We start from the raw sequence: 18,317 nt of genomic DNA, 5'->3' as shown, positions 1-18,317 counted from the left end.
CTCTAGAATGTGCTGATTTTTTAATTGGGTAGGAATGGTTCTCACTGGAATCATCGGAGACAGTTTTATCTGAGTCACGAAGCTTTTCGTAGCTCAGAGTTTTGATAATACATTAATTCATACTCAGCCGGCGGCACATCGCCAATAGGTGTGAGTAGCCGTTTGTTATTGAACCAATCCACCCAAGTAAGCGTTTCTCGTTCAACATCATCAAGTCCGCGCCACGGCCCATCTTTGTGAATAACCTCCAAATAATAAACATGGACAGCCACTTTTGAGAGAGAGGTATAGGCTTAATTTTCCCTCTAGAATGTGCAGATTTTTTAATTGGGTAGGAAGGCCAAATAATAAACATGGACAGCCACTTTTGAGAGAGAGGTATAGGCTTAATTTTCCCTCTAGAATGTGCAGATTTTTTAATTGGGTAGGAAGGCAGCCTTGGAATTATGGTGATTTAGGTGGGTGGCGAGTGAAGTTGTAGTATCTATGTGTTGAACTGAGAAAATTGGGCGAACGAAATACTCACTTTCGTGCTTTCGTGGTGAGGTCTTGGTTGTGATTGTTTTTTGTTTCAGAGCGGATTACGTGAAGCTGAAGATTTCATCGCTTGATCGCCACTGTCTATACGCCGACTAATGTGTTCACTACCAACACGACTCTGAAACCGCATTTCAAATTCGGTCGTCAGAACCAGCCAGGCTCTCGTGTCAAAATCCAGCCGTCGAAGGATAGGCGGAAGCTGGTCTGGAATGGATCCGCGTTTATCAGCTCGAATGCATCTTCCGGTCCAGTCGACTAAAGCAAGATAGTCTTTTAGTCTATACGGGATGCCGATGGCATGTTCGGTTGTCCCCACAAATTTTTCTAATCCGGGACAGTCTGAAATGCCTTCTGTCAGCATTTTGATGCGGTAATTGATCGCCGTATGGTCAGACTCTTCAGGTGAAATAGCCATTTTTGCGCGAATCGGATTTAGGTCCACGTAGGCCATACACGATAATAATGCACGCTCATCTAGCAGTGCCTGGCTCTTAAACCGACCCTCCCAGAACCGTCCTGTACAACGGTCTTCTTTGTTGGCTTGCCGAGCGATCGATTCGTTCACAATACGCATGAACCAGGATATATCCATCAGTCGCTTTCGCCAGCACTTAATGTCTCGCCTTAGAATCGACCATTGTTGCTCACTCAGTGCTTCACCGGCCAAGAACCGCTGTGAAAACAGGGTGCCACAAAAAAGACTGCTCCATCGCTCGACCACTTCTCGTTCAGACCATGCTTCGGCAATGTCTGGTCGAACATGTAGCACCACATGATAGTGATTGCTCATCACCGCGTAGGAGCATAATTTGATCGCAAATACTTCTGCTGTGCGACGGAGTTTGATTTCCAGCCAATCACGACGATGTTCATAACTCTTCGCCGTCACACGATCATACCCGCAAAGGTACGCACGCCGAACGCAGCGAGAAACACAATGATAAAAAGGAGTGTCGCTGAGCGACACCAATTGTCTGCGAGGGAGTCCCATCCTTGTCTCGAATAACAGTCCGTTGAGCTATTAAGGTCTCATAGTGACGGGCAGAATTCAAGAGTGGAGTGGTCGTACTTTTTGTTGCTTCGCCGGTTCTCGTCGTTCTTGAATTCACCACAATCAATATTTAGTTCCAGATGGGACTTACTCCCATGATCATCTTACCCTGTGTCTCACTAGTGCTGGCCAGCGACCGTAGCAAGCCCTCAATCATGCGCGCCGCGATACCGCAAACCACATGATTTTTTCACTATGCAATGTTTTAACAAGCAATGAATCTAAAAACAGCCTTACTCACAATGCCGATGGTCACGTTTTCTAACACAGTAATCGCTGTGCCAAAAATAGTTGACTCCCTGGCATGAAGGGATTTGGGTCAATACACACAACGGACATCGGCATTACTGGTTTTGGGTCGAGCATAAACGCCACCGCCGCTATTGTTCATTGCCCAGGCTTCAGATGTGTTGCTTTTGGTCTGTTGTGCCGACCAGATAAAGCTGCCCAGTCCACTGAACCAAGCATCACTGTGAATCATCTATGGATCGCGATAGTCTGCGACCGAGATTAGCTCTTTGGGATTAGGTAGACGCCAAGTGTCTTTGCCACCAAGCGTCAAGGTTTCACAATATTCAATTGCTTCACTCCAGTCGCGAGAAGCCTGGTGCCCTTGTTGCCAGGTTAGACCGGTGGCCATGTCGTAGACCGTACCGTTACCTTCGCTGCGCAATACAGCGCCGCGCGACGCACTGCGACCGTGTGCACAACGCACGCGCATTGATGCCGTAGGTGAGTATCTGAACATACCTCCGGTTTGGAAATCGACGGCTAAAACTTGTGTGAGGGAAGGGTCAGGCACCATGAAATTGGAGCTGAACTGGCTGGTCCAATAGGGCGGAATGGAGTTCGTTCCTGGAAAGGCATTAACATTAATGGCTGGTGCTCGCTCATTAAAGTCGACAATCGAAATCACCTCGTTTGGCTCGGGCAGTCGCCATTGATCCAGATCGCCGATAGTGAGTTCCCAATAATAGCGCCATGCATTTTCCCAGTTGAGCGTAAAGGGCGCGATCTCACGCTGCCAGATCAGACCGGTCACTTGATCCAGTGCGTGATTGGAATGGATGAAGTCATTGCTGTGTAGCGGAGACGCGTGCTGAAAGAAAAAGTTTCTGGGTAGTTGTTGTCGCTGAACAGTGGGACAACAACGACGTTAATTTCAGCTGCGCCGAGCGCGTAGACTGACAGCATGGTAGGTAGAGTGATATTTATTTGACCATGGGCGAGGCGCTCGTTTTGGTTGGCATGGACTGAGGATAGACCGGTACCAAAATAGAATTCACGAATTTTTTGTAGCGCATCGAACCCAAGTACACCTTCATGGTAAAAAAGCTTGTGCAAATTCGCATTGGTAGTGATATCTATTTTTTACTTGTAGGTACCCAGTTTTATCTTTGGCAACTCTTTGTTGATTTGTTTGCAAAGATTACGCGCCTTGTTATCCGTGAGAGTGCTTACGGCTGGCTACGGATTCTTCATATTACTATTTTTGAAAAATACTCATTGGTCGGATCGGCGAACTTGTTGTTATGCAGAAAGGTCGCCTCAACGCGAGCGTTTCCACATCCGTCGTCGGCTGCACCAAAACAAAATACAGGTCAAAATCTTGATCGAAAGTAAGCATGACGGCATAACAGGTAAGCACTTCAATGTTTGATTGGATGGCCTTGAAGCCGTATGAGTTGGGTAACAACGCCGCCAGTTGTTTGGCAAGACGGATGAATTGGTTGTGCTGAGAAATGCGCGGACACTGGTGGAAGTCATGCGTTCGCCAAAGTCTGTTGTTGGTCGCTAATTATGTGGATACGTTCGTCGTCATTGATCCACCATACCAACCTAATGATTCGGGCAAGTGGCGTTGCTGGCAATAAGAAATGGTGGTTAGTCTGGATGTGATTGCATACAACACATTTATGTCTTTTTCGTTACAAAATGTAAATGTTTTGCTATATATAGCAAACCAACTCGAGATGAATCGCGCACAAAGTGCCGTTCAAACCACGAATATCTATCTCGATCCTACGGTGTTAGATAATTAAAAAATAGGGATAAATTTATGAAAAGTAAGAGAAAAATTAGGCTAAAAAGGCTCGTTTCCGCGATGCTTCCGCTGTACCTGGTTGGACAGCCCGCTATCTATGCGCAAACAGAGTCAGGTTCTTCATCTCAACCTGAGACAGTTGCTGAGAGCGTTGACGACACAGAGTCAGTCGAGGTTGAGGAAGACAAGGCAATTGAACAGATAACCGTCACTGGTTCGCGCATCAAACGCGATGAGTTTACCGCTAACTCACCAGTGACAGTGATTACCCGTGAACGGTCTGCGCTTGCCGGCTTGCTGGACACATCTGATATTCTGCAAGGCTCGACCATCGCGGCCGGCCAGCAGATTGACGACTCGTTTTCTGGTTTTGTAACTGATGGTGGTCCTGGCGCGAACTCGGTGTCATTACGCGGCTTAGGCGCGCAGCGAACATTGGTGTTAGTCAATGGCAAGCGTTGGGGCCCCTCAGGTGTTCGTGGCGCGGTAAATTCGGTAGATTTGAGTGCGCTTCCTTCGTCGATTGTTTCACGCGTTGAGATCCTCAAAGATGGTGCGTCGTCCGTGTATGGTGCTGATGCGGTCGCCGGCGTAATCAACGTGATCACACGGGAACGTGCGGACGGTCTGCAACTAAATGCCACATCCAGCTTGCCGCTCGAAGGTGGTGGTGAAACGTATAATATGGATGCCGTGTGGGGCGTCATTGGTGAGGATTGGTCATTCAATATTGGTGCGGATTTCGCGCGTCAAAATGAGTTGGTCGAAACCGATCGTGATTTTTCTAAATGCGAAACACTTCCACGCATTACCGACCAAGACGGTGACGGTACGATTGATAACCGCGACCCAGTTACCGGCGAAGAACTGTGTTTTGGTGCCATTTATGGTTTGGTGACCTCACCGTTTGGCTTCGCACGCTACGACCCATCTTTAACGCCAGGGTCGACGCCAGCGAATCCAAATTTTGACTTTGACATCAATGGTGCTTTCGGTATTCCGTACTTTACCACTGTAGACGAAGGTCCATTAGACAACCAGGGCGGATTTTATCGTGATACACGTAGCCCAGAAATAGCACAAATGATCTCGGAGTCTGAGCGGTTCTCACTGACGTCGTTTGCTGAGAAAGATATTGAACTGTTCGGCCGTACGTCCACTGTGTATTACGAGGCGTACTATAATAAACGTGAGACGACTGCAATTGGCGGATACCAGCAGTTATTTCCGCTGGTACCGGCGTCGAATCCGACCAACCCATTTGGCACCAACGGGCCACTTGCTGCATTTGGTGGCTTTGCGGTCCAGCCTGTGATGATGTCGTGGAATGTGCTCAGACCTGGCACAGAGATTGATGTAGAGCGGGGCAATCTGTTTGTTGGCATGAAGGGTGATCTGACCGAAAACTGGACTTACGACGGTTATATCGGGGTCAATAAGTCTGAAGGGACCTATCGAGCGCAGCGTATTCTGTCTGATCGTTTGTTTGCGTCACTCGATTCTGTTATCGATGGGAATGGCAATCTCGTGTGTCGAGACGCCGCTGGTAATCCCGGTTGTGTCGCTGCAAACTGGTTTAGCGAAGACGCTTTACTCAATGGAAACTTGCCGCAAGCGCATCTTGATTACATCCGTAAAGACACGGTCGGTGAGACAGAATACAGCGGATCACAGCTCGCTTTGAGCCTTGGTGGTCCACTGTTTAAGACGTGGGCTGGTCAGGCACAAGCGGTGTTCGGTATCGAGTATCGATCAGAAAAAATTGATGATCGCCCCGACATCGAAGCGCAACGTGACAACATCTTCAGCACGACGGCGGCTGGTATCACCGCTGGTAAGGATACAGTACGTGAAGCGTATGCCGAGTTCGAATTCCCGTTGGCTGAGAATGCGCCGTTTGCAGAAGATATTACGCTTAACTTGGCCGCGCGTTATACCGACTACGATTCATTCGGTGATGATGTAACCTCTCGCATGCAGTTGAACTGGCAAGTTAACCCGACACTGCGATTGCGTGCCACAAATGGTACATCGTTCCGTGCGCCGGATTTGTACGAGCAGTTCCTAGGAGATCAAACCGGTTTCCAAAGTGGTTTACTTGACCCGTGTGTGAATTATGGCGATAGCTTGCGACCTGGCGATCCAATTTATGATAATTGCGCCAGCCTAGGTTTGGCGCCAGATTTTGGTTCAGACGGTGTGCCGGGTATCCGTACGGTTACCGGTGGTAATCCAGATCTGAAGGCCGAAACCTCGGATTCCACCACGGTTGGTTTCGTGTTAACGCCAAGCGATACGAACTTCTCGTTTGCGGTTAATTATTTTGATATCGAACTGGAGAATTCAGTAGCTTCCCCAACGGTTGGATTCGTTGTCGGTGACTGCTATACCTCACCCGGGTTCACCAGTCCTTTCTGTGACCGAATTGCACCACGAAACTCAGAAGGTAATTTGACAGATATTGATGCTTCCTTGTTAAACGTTGGAGTTGAGCGCAGTCGAGGCTATGATTTCGATTTGGTTTACACCAAAGCGTTCTCAACCTTTGATTTGACAGTTGATATGACCGCAACGAATATTCGTGAACAGTATCAGGAACTATTGGGCGATGAGTTTCAACTCGAAGGTAACTGGGGTTTTCCTCGCTGGACAGGTCAACTTGATCTGATTGCCAACTATAAAGACTGGCGTTTCTTTTGGGGAATGGATTACCTGAGCTCGAGTAAAGAAGACCCGGTGTTTGATCCAGATACCGACAACCGTGACCGATTCAATAGTACATCAGCCACCATGTATCATAATATGTCGGTACGCTACACAAGTCCGAATGAATGGGAGGTTATTGCTTCGCTCAGAAATGTGTTCGATAAACAGCCGCCATTGGTGTCTGATGGTCAAAATTCTGACTCAGCTACGCGGGTATTCAATACATTGCCCGGCGTCGGGTATGATCTGATTGGACGCACTGTGGTACTGCAGTTTTCCAAAGCATTCTAAAAAAGTGGAATGCTTGGCGGGGTTGCTGTGATACACAGTAGCCCCGTTTTTATTGAGCGGATTGGTGGCCGACACTGATTGTCCGTAATCCAACAGAGAATTCAGAATGAAATTTGTCACTCGACTAACCCTACTTATTAGTTTTACGATGTTGTTGGGCGCCACATTGGATGTGAGCGCGGAACAAATCCCCTTGAAGGCGTGGATCCACGACCCAGTAATTGACAGTGTGAATGTCAGCCCCGACGCTAAGCACCTGATTGGGCTAACTTTGACCGATGTAAACAGTGCACCGCAAGTGACCATCTGGGATGCGTCAAATTTAGCTGCTGATCCGGTATTTTGGTCACCGAAAGATGTCAAACCTCTGTTAGTACAATGGGTGAATGATGAGACATTTCTCGTCTATGGACGTCAGAAGTATGATTATCGATATGCCGGCAGGAACACCAAATGGTTTCGGGATAAAATCTACTTTGTTACGTTCTCTGCAAAGAAACAAAAAATCACGAAGTCACGCGAAATTTTGGCGTCAAAGGAAAAAGTTGGTGTTCAAATCGAGAACCTACTGCCGCTTAAAAAAGACAAGGTGCTTATTCAAGTCACCAATCTTGAGTTCGCCTCTGACTTATATGAAGTTGACCTTCGTGAAAATACCGAAAAACGCGTGTACCGAGGTTCACCTAGAAACAGTGCCATCACCAATGCTTGGGGCGAAGTGGTGTTGAAGACAAACATCGAAACAGGTGAACCAGGCACACGAATCGATTTTTCTTATAAACACCCTGAAACCGGGGAGTGGGAAGTGCACCATTCTTTGATGGCCAAAGGCGGTAAGGGCTTACAACCGGTCGCTTTTGACCCGGACGGTGTTCAGGTCTATGTGGTTGATAACACAACATCCGATAAGTCGGTCATCCGCAAGTACGATTTGATCTCTCGCAAGCTGAGCGAGCCGGTTTTTGCTGATGAGGGGGTTGAGGCGACGGGCGTCTTGGTTGGCGGTCGCGTTGATAACTTCGGTAAAATTCTGGGCTACGTCATGACCGGTGCGAAAACCACGCGCGTCTTCACTGACGAAAGAGAGAAAGCGCTGCACGACCTAATCTATTCTGCGCTTCCTAAGGATCAAGTGCATCGTATTTCATCGATGTCTACTGATGGGTCGCTGATAGTTGTTCGTTCGTCTGGGCCAACCGAACCTGGCGCGTACTATCTCTTCAAAAATCGACAAGAAGTACTGCCACTGGGGCGCGAGTTTCCTTATCTTGAACCCAAGAAGCTAAGTCGCATGGAGTACGTCGAATACAAGGCCAGAGATGGGTTGGTAATTCCAGGCTATTTAACTAAACCTAGCGCAGGAAAACCGCCATACCCTGCCGTGGTCATGCCGCATGGCGGGCCATGGGCACGGGATTTTTACGGTTGGGATCTATGGGCGCAATTTCTCGCTAATCGTGGTTATGCCGTGTTGCAACCACAGTATCGCGGGTCCGAGGGTTGGGGTACCAAGCTTTGGCGTGCGGGCGACAACGAGTGGGGCCAGAAAATGCAGGACGACAAGGACGATGGCGCGCAATGGCTGGTAGAGCAGGGTATTGCGGCCAAAGATCGTATCGCTATTTATGGCTACTCGTATGGCGGCTATGCGGCTATGGCTGCCGTAGTGCGTCCTAATTCACCGTACCAATGTGCTATCGCTGGCGCGGGACTTTCTGAGCTACGGACCTTCGAGAAAATTACCTTTGATAGCCGGTTTGGCCGAGAGTTCCAAAGTGCAACAATAGATGGGTTATCGCCGCTAGATCATGTCGAGGATGCTAGCATTCCGATCTACATCTTTCATGGCGATCGCGATCAGCGTGTACCGGTCGACCAGTCTCGGAAGTTCTATAAGGCGCTAGAGAAAGCTGGTAAGACGGTTGAATACAATGAAATCCCTGATCTGTGGCACAGTTTGCCATGGTGGCCGACACACCATATAAACGTGCTGGGTAATTTGGAAGAGTACCTGGCTGAGCGCTGTGGTCCGGGCGGGCTTTAGTAATAAGAGTTGATGCCTGACAAGGCGAATGGCAGCAGGGTGTCGGCTTTCGCCAGAGAAAGTCTGATACCCTGATTCTACAACGCGTTAGTTACCGCGTCAGCCAACTGCTTGCCGTGCAAATACGCCGACTCCACACGCGCGTTGCCGCACCAATCTCCGGCAGCGCCCAGCTTTAGGGTCGTATCTATAAACACATCACCCTTGTGTTCACGTTGGATAACCGTGTTTGCATATCGCCAGCGGTGAATGTCGCTGTGAGTTGCGCGGCTCAGGTCGGTGTTTAAAATGCGCTCTGCTTCTCTGATTAAATGTTGTTTGATGCCGTTAATGTCTTTTTCCAAGTGGCGGTTTGCCCATTCATTACTGGACTGAATGATGATCGATTGTGTTGTGCCTCGTTCTGGCTTGCTGTTGTTTTGCGCTACCCAGCTAATATCGGCGTGTCGAATTAGCGCGGCATCGAAGTTCAAGGCGACGGGTTCGGAAAACGCCAGCATGACGCTAAAGCAGGGCAGTAATTCTATATTCGGCAGCGCTGATTTAAAGCCGCAGCTGCTCGGTAACAAGGTCGCTGTCTGCTCTGGCGGGCAACTCAGTACTACCCAGTCGAACTGGCCAAGGTGCTCACCTTGGTCTGAGTGCAGATTCCAATATCTGTCGTTTACGCGTTCTAGTTGTGCGACCCGCGTACTGCGTTGGATCGCCATGTCCCGAGCTAAGTATTTAGCCAGCGAATTCATACCCGGTGTCCCCACATAATGCGGAAATGCCTCGTCCCACGGACGTTCCGACAGCGTGTCGCCAGTTTGACCGTCAATCTCTTGAAAGCGCGCCCGCCACAGAGCAATGGCACCTGCATATAGCGGCTCACGTAAGAACGCATTAAATTCTGGACTTTTGGCGACAAAATACTGTGTGCCGTGATCAAAGCTCGCATTGTCGGTGCGGCGCGTTGCCATGCGACCACCGAGCCCACGAGATTTTTCAAATAGACGAACCTCGGTGTGTTGTTTCAAATGGTGCGCGGCTGTTAGCCCGGTCATGCCAGCGCCGATGATAGCAACTCTTGTCATGTGCGATATCGTTTTGGTCAGTTAAAGCTCGGACGTACTATATACGAATATGAACGATGTCAGCGTGATGGGTGAGCCGACTCTTTAGAGAGCGTAGGCGCTGCCAGTTTTAGGCCATTTTGGACACCAAAGCGGCGGAATTGGATTTATCAATAATACATAATGCAATAATCAATAATTTGTGAAACGAAACCCATCAAAACACCATGCCAGTGGTCGTTACTAGCATGAATTTTTGCTGTATACTCAGTCGCCGAGCCCATCAGAGTTGGTGGATGTTAGTCAAATTTGTCGCATTTTTCCTTGCGCCGCCGAACACCAAAAATGTTGAGGGCTGGCTAAGAAATATTGCTGAACCCCTTTGACACAGTGCCGTCATAAGAGATTGTTAAACACAAAACAGTCCGACCTCGGTGCGCCCGTTAGCCATAATAAACACAATCAAAACGTTAACCCTACAGTCTATGCATATTGCCAAATGGACAGTCTTGCTCGCAATTTTCTGGTTATTGCTTTCCGGCATTATCGAACCGTTGATGCTGTTTTTTGGCGTCGCATCCGTGATTATTGTGCTGATAGCTCTGGTTCGAATGGATGCAGTGGATAAAGAACCAAAAGCAATTGGTACCGGTATTCCATTCTTGCGCTACATCCCGTGGTTGATTGGACAGATTACACTGTCCAGTCTGGAAGTCACGAAAATGGTGTGGGGCGCGCCCGAAAAAGTTTCACCAACGCTCGCGACGCTGGATGCGAGTGACGTTCCTGAAGATTGCCGTGCGCTGTACGCCAATTCCATTACATTGACACCCGGAACGCTTAGCGTTGATCTTGAAGATGGCGATGTCACCGTGCATGCTCTGCGGCAAACATCGATAGACGAGCTTAAAGAGGGGCATATGAAGAATAAAATTATTCGTATTTGGGGTAGCAACTCATGACACCCGTGTATGCCACAGTTTGTATTGCGATCCTTGTCGTGATGGGGTTGGCGCTCGCACGTGCGTTCAGTGCGAAAACGGTCTATGACCGCATTTTGGGCGTGAATATGTTCGGTACCAAGACGGTGTTGTTTATCGCCGCGGTCGGCTATTTGATGGGGCGACCGGATTTTCTCGATATCGCTATCGTCTATGCGCTTATTAACTTTATTGGCATGGTGGCAGTGTTACGTTTCTTTGAATACACCGCACCGATTGAATAACCCTTAAATTTCCTTTTTCGACATGCTTTTTTTGGACATAGTCAGCGGCATTTTGTTAATTGCAGGTGTGTTTTTTGGGCTGAGCGGTGCTGTTGGGCTGTTCAGATTTCCCGATTTTTACACCCGAGTTCACGCCGCGAGCGTGACAGACTCAATTGCTGCCATTTTGCTAATCAGCGGGTTTTTGCTTCAGACATCGTTTGATCTAAATACTGCCAAATTGTTGTTTATTTTGGCCTTTTTGCTGATAACTAGCCCGACTGCCTCACACGCGCTAGCGAAGTCAGCGCGGCATGGCGGATTGCTTGCAATGGCTGAAACCAATCAGAAGAAACCAAGGCAGGATATGTGATGAGTTTGCTGATTGACCTGGTGTTGCTGGCGATGCTGGCGCTTACCGCTTTGCGGATTATCTTTCTCAAGGATTTATTCGCTGTGGTTATGCTGTTTGGTATCTACAGTTTCCTTTCGGCGCTAATTTTTGTGAACCTGGATGCGGTTGATGTGGCCTTTACAGAGGCTGCGGTTGGTGCCGGTATATCCACGGTTCTGATGCTGGTAACGCTTGCGCTGACCGGTCGGAACGAGAAAGAATGTGCGCGGTCATCGCTACTACCACTGGTTGTGGTGTGTGTTACCGGCGCGGTTTTGGTCTATGGCACATTGGACATGCCACCGTTTGGACATGCCGATAATCCGGTGCACGAGCATGTAGCTCCGCGCTATATTCACGACTCGCCACAGGAAGTAGGGTTGCCAAACATGGTGACCTCCGTGCTCGCGAGTTATCGCGGATTCGACACCTTGGGGGAAACAGTGGTGGTGTTTGCCGCCTTGATAGGTGTGTTGGCTCTGCTTGGTGTGCGTCGAGAGGAAAATTCACCGACACCTGAATCCGGATTAAAAAGTCATCAGGTGTTGCATGTGGTGGCCAAGCTCATTATCCCGTTGATCATTCTATTTGCACTGTACGTGCAATTCCACGGAGATTTTGGACCCGGTGGAGGATTTCAGGCAGGGGTCATTGCCGCGGCGGCCTTTATTCTTTATGCGCTGGTGTTCGGCTTGCCGAATGCGTTCGCCGTGGTGAGCCCAAAATTTCTGCAAGTGATGGCATCATTGGGTGTGTTGCTGTACGCCAGTGTTGGTCTCTACAGTATGGCGAAAGGTGGTCAGTTCTTAGACTATAATCGGCTTGCCGCCAACCCGATTGACGGGCAGCACTACGGAATCATCATCATTGAGCTTGGAGTCGGCATTACGGTTTTTGCTGTGATGCTAAGTATTTTCTATGCGTTTAGCAGTCAGGTTGCGAGGTTAAACATCCGGTGAGTTTTATTCTCGATTACTACAACTACTGGGTCGTCGTGTTTTTGATGATGACCGGGTTTTACATCGTTATTTCAGCGAATAATCTAGTCAAGCGTATTGTTGGGCTGAATATTTTCCAGACATCCGTGTTTATGCTCTATATCTCCATGGGCAAGGTGAATGGTGGGACCGCCCCCATTTTGGTCGAAGGTGTCGACGTGTATTCCAACCCATTGCCGCATGTGCTGATTCTCACCGCGATTGTAGTTGGTGTTGCAACCACGGCGGTGGGCTTGTCTCTAATTGTCCGAATAAAACGCGCCTACGGTACGGTTGAAGAGCATGAATTTGAAACTCAGGGTGACGTCATCTAATGTTTGAACAACACTTGGCTGCACTGCCGATTATCCTCCCATTAATCGCAGCCCCCATCGTACTAATTCTCGGACGGTCTTCGCTGGCCTGGGCTTTCGCAACGCTGGTGAGTGCTGCGGCGTGTTACTTCTCCTGGCAACTGCTCTGTGTGGCGCTCGATAACGACGTCATCAGCTACGCGGTCGGTGGCTGGCCGCCACCGTGGGGCATAGAACTGCGCGTCGACGTAGCCAATGCCTTTGTCCTACTGGCTGTGACCGCTTTGTCTACGCTGGTCTTGCTGTACGCAAAAGACAGCATTGAAAAAGAAGTCGCGCCGTCAAAGCATGCATTGTTCTATACCGCACACTTGCTCTGTCTTGCAGGTTTGTCGGGTATTTTGCTGACCGGTGATGCCTTTAATCTGTTTGTGTTCTTGGAAGTTTCGTCGTTAGCGACTTATACCCTGGTCAGTCTAGCGTCGGATCGGCGATGTCTGGTCGCGGCGTTTCGCTATTTGATGATGGGAACCATCGGTGCCACGTTTATCCTGATCGGCGTGGGCATGCTCTACATGAAAACGGGCACGCTTAATATGCTTGATTTGGCAGGCCGAATCGATCTTTACGACAGCAGTCGAACCATTAACACTGGACTGGCTTTCATTATGGTCGGCGTCAGCATCAAGCTTGCTTTATTCCCTTTACACATGTGGCTGCCGCCAGCCTACACACATGCGCCGTCTGCCGTTTCTGCATTTCTAGCGGGTACCGCCACCAAGGTGGCGGTGTATGTGATGATTCGCTTTATCTTCACAGTATTTGGCGTGAACCACGTGTTTGAAGAAATGGGCATGGACCTCATCCTCATGGCCTTGGCCATTGTTGCTATCTTCAAGTGTTCTTACATGGCGACAGTACAAAGCAATGTTAAAACTGTGCTGGCATACAGCAGCGTGGCACAGATCGGTTATATGATTTTGGGTTTGAGTCTGGTCAGTGTGGCTGGGTTGATGTCAGGCTTAATTCATATCTTCAATCATGCTCTGATGAAGGGGGCTTTGTTTATGGCGGTCGGTGCGGTTTTTTATCGTGTCGGTTCGGTCGATATCAGTGCATTTCGAGGGCTTGGCAAACAGATGCCGTTGACGATGGCCGCGTTTACTATTGCGGGTTTGAGCATTATTGGTGTGCCACTGACTGTCGGTTTCGTGAGTAAATGGTATCTAGTAACCGCCGCGCTTGAGCAGAATCACTGGGCAATCGCAGCGCTCGTACTGGCCGGTTCTTTACTGGCCGTCATCTACATTGGGCGTGTACTCGAGGCTGCGTACCTGCAATCGGCGTCGCCTGACTCAGAACCGGTTAAAGAAGCACCTTGGCTTATGATAGCGCCGATGTGGTTACTGGTATTCGCCAACATCTACTTTGGGATCGACACCAGCCTGACTACCGAAGCGGCAAGTAGTGCTGCTGAGTGGCTGTTCCTCAATACCGAGAGCGCTGCTCAGGGGATCGCACAATGAATCTCTGGCAAGCCATCGAGCCATCCAATCTGATTGCACTGTCGATTCTGGTGCCATTCGTCGGTGCCCTGCTTGTCGTTGCGACTGGTAAATGGCCAAACTTGCGTGAGGCGGTCACACTTACTACCGCCGTGGTGCTGTTCAGTGTTGTTTTAGCGATCACTGACTATACTTTCCGTGGTGTTGAACTCACTCAAAACGTTGTTGAGTTGTTCCCTGGTCTGGCGCTCAGTTTCTCGGTTGAGCCGCTCGGTGTGTTGTTTGCGTTGGTTGCCAGCTTCCTGTGGATTATTACCAGCGTTTACGCCATTGGCTATATGCGCGGTCATGATGAGCAGAACCAGACACGATTCTTCTGCTGTTTTGCATTGGCAATCAGTTCCGTGATGGCCATTTGTTTCTCCGGCAACTTGCTAACCTTGTTTGTGTTCTACGAGGTCCTGACCTTGTCAACGTATCCGTTGGTTACCCATGCTGGAAATGACGCGGCCAAGCAAGGTGGCCGAATTTATCTCGGTATTCTTTTAACTACCTCGATTGCCTTTCTGTTACTTGCGGTGCTGGGAACCTATAGTTTGACAGGTACCTTGGAATTTCAAGCCGGCGGTATCTTTAATGCCTCGCACAGCCCGATGATACTGAGTGTGTTATTGGTGCTATTTTGTTACGGGATCGGTAAAGCCGCGATCATGCCGTTTCATCGCTGGCTACCAGCGGCAATGGTCGCACCAACGCCTGTCAGTGCATTGTTGCATGCGGTCGCCGTAGTTAAAGCGGGTGTTTTCAGTATTTTGAAGGTTGTGATTTATATTTTTGGCCTTGATACGCTCCGTGAGATCGTAGCCACTGACCTTATGCTTTACATTGCGGCGGCGACGATTCTGATCTCGTCTTGTATCGCGATGACGAAAGACAATCTCAAAGCACGCTTGGCTTATTCGACAGTGAGCCAGTTAAGTTACATTGTGGTCGGCGCATTGCTGGCGACCTCGGTCGCGAGTGCCGGTGCTGCATTGCATATTGCCACGCACGCGGTTGGAAAAATAACCTTATTTTTCTGCGCTGGCGCGATCTTTGTGGCCGCACACAAGAAAAACATCAGCGAGATGCGCGGGCTTGGACGAAAAATGCCAATCACCATGGCTGCGTTCGCGATTGGTGCAGTCAGTATTATCGGTTTGCCGCCGATGGCGGGGACCTGGAGCAAATGGTATTTGACGATTGGCGCGTTGGAAGCGGATAAGTTAATCATTGTGGCTGTCTTGATGATCAGTTCGCTGCTAAATATCGCCTACCTTTTACCGATTCCGATTAAGGCCTTTTTTGATACGCCAGACGAGCAACGACAACCTTGGACATGGGCTGAAACAAAGGAAGCGCCAATGCCGATACTTATAGCGTTGTGTGTCACGTCACTCGGCTGTCTGGCGTTGTTTATATATCCGCAGCCGTTGACGGACTTAATTAATTTGATTCCCGGTGTTTCTACTCAGGTAGGAAGCACGAGTACACTGAACGGAGGTGGCTAAATGGCTGATCAGAATGAACCCCAAGGCTTCTTCGACAAGCCCGAAAATATCAGCAAAATGCTGAAGGTGTTTTACGTCATTTGCGGACTCTTAGTGATCGCCGATTTTGTTGTCCATCGGCACATTTACCACGATTGGGAAAAGATCCCAGCGTTCTACGCGATATACGGCTTTGTCGGTTGCGTTGTGTTGGTTTTGATTGCCAAGGAAATGCGTAAATTGCTTATGCGCGGGGAAGATTACTACGATGAATAGTGTTCTACCTTTTTTGCCGCTGATGGTTGGCGCAGTAGTGGCGCTTTTTCTGCGGGGTTGGCTGCGAAGTGTCATTATCTTGGCTGCGCCGGTTGTCGGGGCGGTGAATTTAATGGGGCTGGAGCATGGTGTGTTCTGGTCACTCGAGTTCATGGGCTATGCGTTGGAGCCAGTGCGCGTGGACAAGCTGAGCATGATGTTCGGGTATCTGTTCCACTTGGCTTCGTTTATCGCTGTATTGTATGCATTGCACGTCAAGGACACCGTGCAACATGTTGCAGGACTAGCCTATGCGGCGAGTGCGGTTGGCGCGGTGTTCGCAGGGGATTTGCTCACGCTGTTTGTGTTCTGGGAATTACTCGCGCTGACATCGGTATTTTTGATTTGGGCGCGTCGAACCGAGCGGGCGTACACATCTGGTATGCGCTATCTCATTATTCAAGTGCTCTCTGGTGTATTACTACTTGCTGGCTTATTGATATTCGCGCAGGTGAACAACAGTCTTTTGTTCAACCAGATTTCGTTGCAGCACAGCGGAATCGCGCAAGTCGGTGCGTGGTTGATCTTTTTCGCGTTTGGCATTAAGTGCGCGTTTCCATTTATGCACACTTGGCTGACGGATTCGTACCCGGAAGCGACCCCAAGCGGGACTGTTTTTTTAGCCTCATTCACCACCAAAGTCGCAGTCTATGCGTTCGCCAGAGGATTTCCTGGCGAAGAAATTTTGGTTTGGATCGGTGTCACGATGGCCTGTTTTCCGATTTTCTTTGCGGTGATCGAAAACGATTTACGACGTGTGTTGGCCTACAGTTTGATTAACCAGATCGGCTTCATGATTGTTGGTATCGGTATTGGTACCGCCATCGCTCTAAACGGCGCGGTTGCACATGCGTTTAATGACGTGATCTTCAAAGGTTTGTTGATGATGACCATGGGCGCAGTCCTGCATATGACTGGGAAGATTAATGGTTCGGAACTCGGCGGTTTGTATAAAAGCATGCCGAAAACCACAATCTTGTGTATTGTTGGTGCGGCGTCGATTTCGGCCTTCCCATTGTTCAGTGGTTTCGTATCGAAATCAATGATCATGGCCGCAGCGGTCGCTGAAGGCTACGATGTGGTTTGGTTGTTGTTGCTGTTTGCCGCTGCCGGTGTGTTCCATCATGCGGGTATTAAAATTCCGTATTTTGCATTTTTTGCGCACGACTCGGGAATTCGTACTACCGAGCCCCCGAAAAACATGTTGCTCGCTATGACACTGGCGGCCATAGCCTGCGTGGTGCTGGGATCGTTCCCGGCACAGACCGTGTACGCGTTGTTGCCATGGGAACATAGTTATCAACCCTATGATGTAACACATGTTTTAACCCAGTTGCAGTTATTGTTCTTCTCAGCGTTGGCTTTCGTGTGGCTCAATTTGCGTAATATGTATCCACCTGAGTTGCCGTCAACCAATCTCGATACCGATTGGTTTTACCGACGGCTGGCTCCGAACGTGCTGACCAAGGCCGGTGGCGCGATTTATGCTGCATACATAACGGTTGAACAATCCGTGTTTTCGTCGATCAAACGTTTGGTACACAATTCGTATGACGTCGAATCGGGTGAACCTAAAGGTTATTTCGGTAAACTCTGGCCCATCGAAACCATGGTTGTTTGGGTCGCCGTTCTGCTTACCGTGTACTTGCTTATCTATTATGTGCCTGGTTTACTGTAAGCATCGATCATGAATGTGGTTCATCCTTGGGCCAGTGTGTCGCAGCAAGTTACCGCAGTCTTGGGTGCGTCAATGTCACAATCCATACACTAGTCCATTTTTTAGCCGGTCATATTGACGGTCGAGCGTTCGGATTCGTATTAAGGGTTATACGCATTGAGGCGATGACGTTAGTGCATTTCCAATGTCGCTGCGGAGAAGTTTAAGGCAATATAAACGTAGTTTCCGATCAGTTTTTTGATATCGAGAGCTGTGCTGCGACTGTCAGGCTTATGCTCGGAAATGGGAGTTGATGACAGACTGCTGGATGAATGTGGTACAACAGAGTTGCTTTCGACATCCCCAAGACATGGTCAGATTATCACCAGGAAAGCGCATATCGCGTGTGTGTAGCTGACATAGAAGGGATTGTATCGATAGCCTGCGAAACGCTGGAATACCCCATTGGCAAATACATTAGGTCCACAAAAAGTGCCGTTTATTGGGGTTATCGGGGATCGCTTACAATTGAGCGATCCCGAAAAGCTTGAAACTTTAGGCCCAGTGGCTTTGAAGGCATTTGGCAAAAACGCGATTGATAACAAACCAGTCGATGCGCATGATAAATTTCCACCAGCGGCTATGTTAAAAAACCCTTAGTGTTTATGTTGACAGGCGGGATCAAGAGACG

The 18,317-nt window shown here is 49.1% G+C and carries 17 protein-coding genes and 1 pseudogene; 13 read left to right on the top strand and 5 right to left on the bottom strand.

Translation table 11 applies throughout. The annotated features are described in order from the left end of the window. Nucleotides 1-74 precede the first annotated feature (74 nt). The 4 genes and pseudogenes from IE055_RS18120 to IE055_RS14800 form a co-directional block, all read right to left on the bottom strand. A pseudogene (locus tag IE055_RS18120) lies at nt 75-257 on the bottom strand (IS3 family transposase); the annotation flags it as partial. Nucleotides 258-571: 314 nt separating this feature from the next. Then, nucleotides 572-1,429 (bottom strand): hypothetical protein, encoded by an 858-nt coding sequence (locus IE055_RS14810; RefSeq protein ID WP_229794320.1) that lies wholly within the window; start codon nt 1,427-1,429, stop codon nt 572-574. A 481-nt stretch (nt 1,430-1,910) separates the two neighbouring features. Next, nucleotides 1,911-2,072, bottom strand: coding sequence for an Lcl C-terminal domain-containing protein (locus IE055_RS14805; protein ID WP_189402453.1), 162 nt, complete (start codon nt 2,070-2,072; stop codon nt 1,911-1,913). Beyond that, nucleotides 2,073-2,633: an Lcl C-terminal domain-containing protein gene (locus IE055_RS14800; protein WP_189402452.1), complete on the bottom strand. Its 561-nt coding sequence runs from the start codon at nt 2,631-2,633 to the stop codon at nt 2,073-2,075. Nucleotides 2,634-2,914: 281 nt separating this feature from the next. Between IE055_RS14800 and IE055_RS14795 the strand changes: the two genes are divergently transcribed. The 3 genes from IE055_RS14795 (at nt 2,915) to IE055_RS14785 (ending at nt 8,676) form a co-directional block, all read left to right on the top strand. After that, on the top strand, nt 2,915-3,214 hold the full coding sequence (locus IE055_RS14795) for a hypothetical protein (protein WP_189402451.1): 300 nt from the start codon (nt 2,915-2,917) through the stop codon (nt 3,212-3,214). 436 nt (nt 3,215-3,650) lie between these two features. Further along, nucleotides 3,651-6,632 (top strand): TonB-dependent receptor plug domain-containing protein, encoded by a 2,982-nt coding sequence (locus IE055_RS14790; RefSeq protein WP_229794319.1) that lies wholly within the window; start codon nt 3,651-3,653, stop codon nt 6,630-6,632. 106 nt (nt 6,633-6,738) lie between these two features. Continuing rightward, nucleotides 6,739-8,676, top strand: a complete 1,938-nt coding sequence (locus IE055_RS14785) for an alpha/beta hydrolase family protein (protein ID WP_189402449.1) — start codon at nt 6,739-6,741, stop codon at nt 8,674-8,676. 77 nt (nt 8,677-8,753) lie between these two features. Here IE055_RS14785 and IE055_RS14780 read toward each other — a convergent pair whose 3' ends face one another. After that, complete coding sequence (locus tag IE055_RS14780; RefSeq protein ID WP_189402448.1) at nt 8,754-9,752, bottom strand: NAD(P)/FAD-dependent oxidoreductase; 999 nt, start codon at nt 9,750-9,752, stop codon at nt 8,754-8,756. A 464-nt stretch (nt 9,753-10,216) separates the two neighbouring features. Here IE055_RS14780 and IE055_RS14775 point away from each other — a divergent pair, with 464 nt between their 5' ends. From IE055_RS14775 to IE055_RS14730, 10 genes are all read left to right on the top strand, one after another. Beyond that, nucleotides 10,217-10,693, top strand: coding sequence for a Na+/H+ antiporter subunit E (locus IE055_RS14775; RefSeq protein ID WP_189402447.1), 477 nt, complete (start codon nt 10,217-10,219; stop codon nt 10,691-10,693). After that, a complete protein-coding gene (locus tag IE055_RS14770; RefSeq protein ID WP_189402446.1) occupies nt 10,690-10,956 on the top strand; it encodes an MrpF/PhaF family protein in 267 nt (88 codons plus the stop codon). The genes IE055_RS14775 and IE055_RS14770 overlap by 4 nt, the downstream gene beginning before the upstream one ends. Before the next feature lie 22 nt (nt 10,957-10,978). Next, entirely contained in the window at nt 10,979-11,308 is a 330-nt protein-coding gene (gene mnhG, locus IE055_RS18115) for a monovalent cation/H(+) antiporter subunit G (RefSeq protein WP_189402445.1), read from the top strand. Continuing rightward, nucleotides 11,308-12,288, top strand: coding sequence for a DUF4040 domain-containing protein (locus IE055_RS14760; protein WP_189402444.1), 981 nt, complete (start codon nt 11,308-11,310; stop codon nt 12,286-12,288). Before mnhG ends, IE055_RS14760 begins: the two co-directional genes overlap by 1 nt. After that, a complete protein-coding gene (locus tag IE055_RS14755) occupies nt 12,285-12,641 on the top strand; it encodes a cation:proton antiporter subunit C (protein ID WP_189402443.1) in 357 nt (118 codons plus the stop codon). The genes IE055_RS14760 and IE055_RS14755 overlap by 4 nt, the downstream gene beginning before the upstream one ends. Further along, a complete protein-coding gene (locus IE055_RS14750) occupies nt 12,641-14,146 on the top strand; it encodes a monovalent cation/H+ antiporter subunit D family protein (RefSeq protein WP_189402442.1) in 1,506 nt (501 codons plus the stop codon). Before IE055_RS14755 ends, IE055_RS14750 begins: the two co-directional genes overlap by 1 nt. Continuing rightward, nucleotides 14,143-15,675 carry a monovalent cation/H+ antiporter subunit D family protein gene (locus IE055_RS14745; RefSeq protein ID WP_189402441.1) on the top strand — a complete coding sequence of 511 codons (1,533 nt, stop codon included), beginning with the start codon at nt 14,143-14,145 and terminating at the stop codon, nt 15,673-15,675. The genes IE055_RS14750 and IE055_RS14745 overlap by 4 nt, the downstream gene beginning before the upstream one ends. After that, on the top strand, nt 15,676-15,930 hold the full coding sequence (locus tag IE055_RS14740; protein WP_189402440.1) for a hypothetical protein: 255 nt from the start codon (nt 15,676-15,678) through the stop codon (nt 15,928-15,930). Beyond that, a complete protein-coding gene (locus IE055_RS14735) occupies nt 15,923-17,647 on the top strand; it encodes a Na(+)/H(+) antiporter subunit D (protein ID WP_189402439.1) in 1,725 nt (574 codons plus the stop codon). Before IE055_RS14740 ends, IE055_RS14735 begins: the two co-directional genes overlap by 8 nt. A 444-nt stretch (nt 17,648-18,091) precedes the next feature. Further along, entirely contained in the window at nt 18,092-18,286 is a 195-nt protein-coding gene (locus IE055_RS14730) for a DUF6151 family protein (protein ID WP_189402438.1), read from the top strand. Nucleotides 18,287-18,317: the final 31 nt, after the last annotated feature.

This window comes from Arenicella chitinivorans (assembly GCF_014651515.1).
Lineage (GTDB): Bacteria > Pseudomonadota > Gammaproteobacteria > Arenicellales > Arenicellaceae > Arenicella > Arenicella chitinivorans.
The sequence above is the reverse complement of the archived record's forward strand: the minus strand, read 5'-3'. Positions and strand labels throughout refer to the sequence as shown.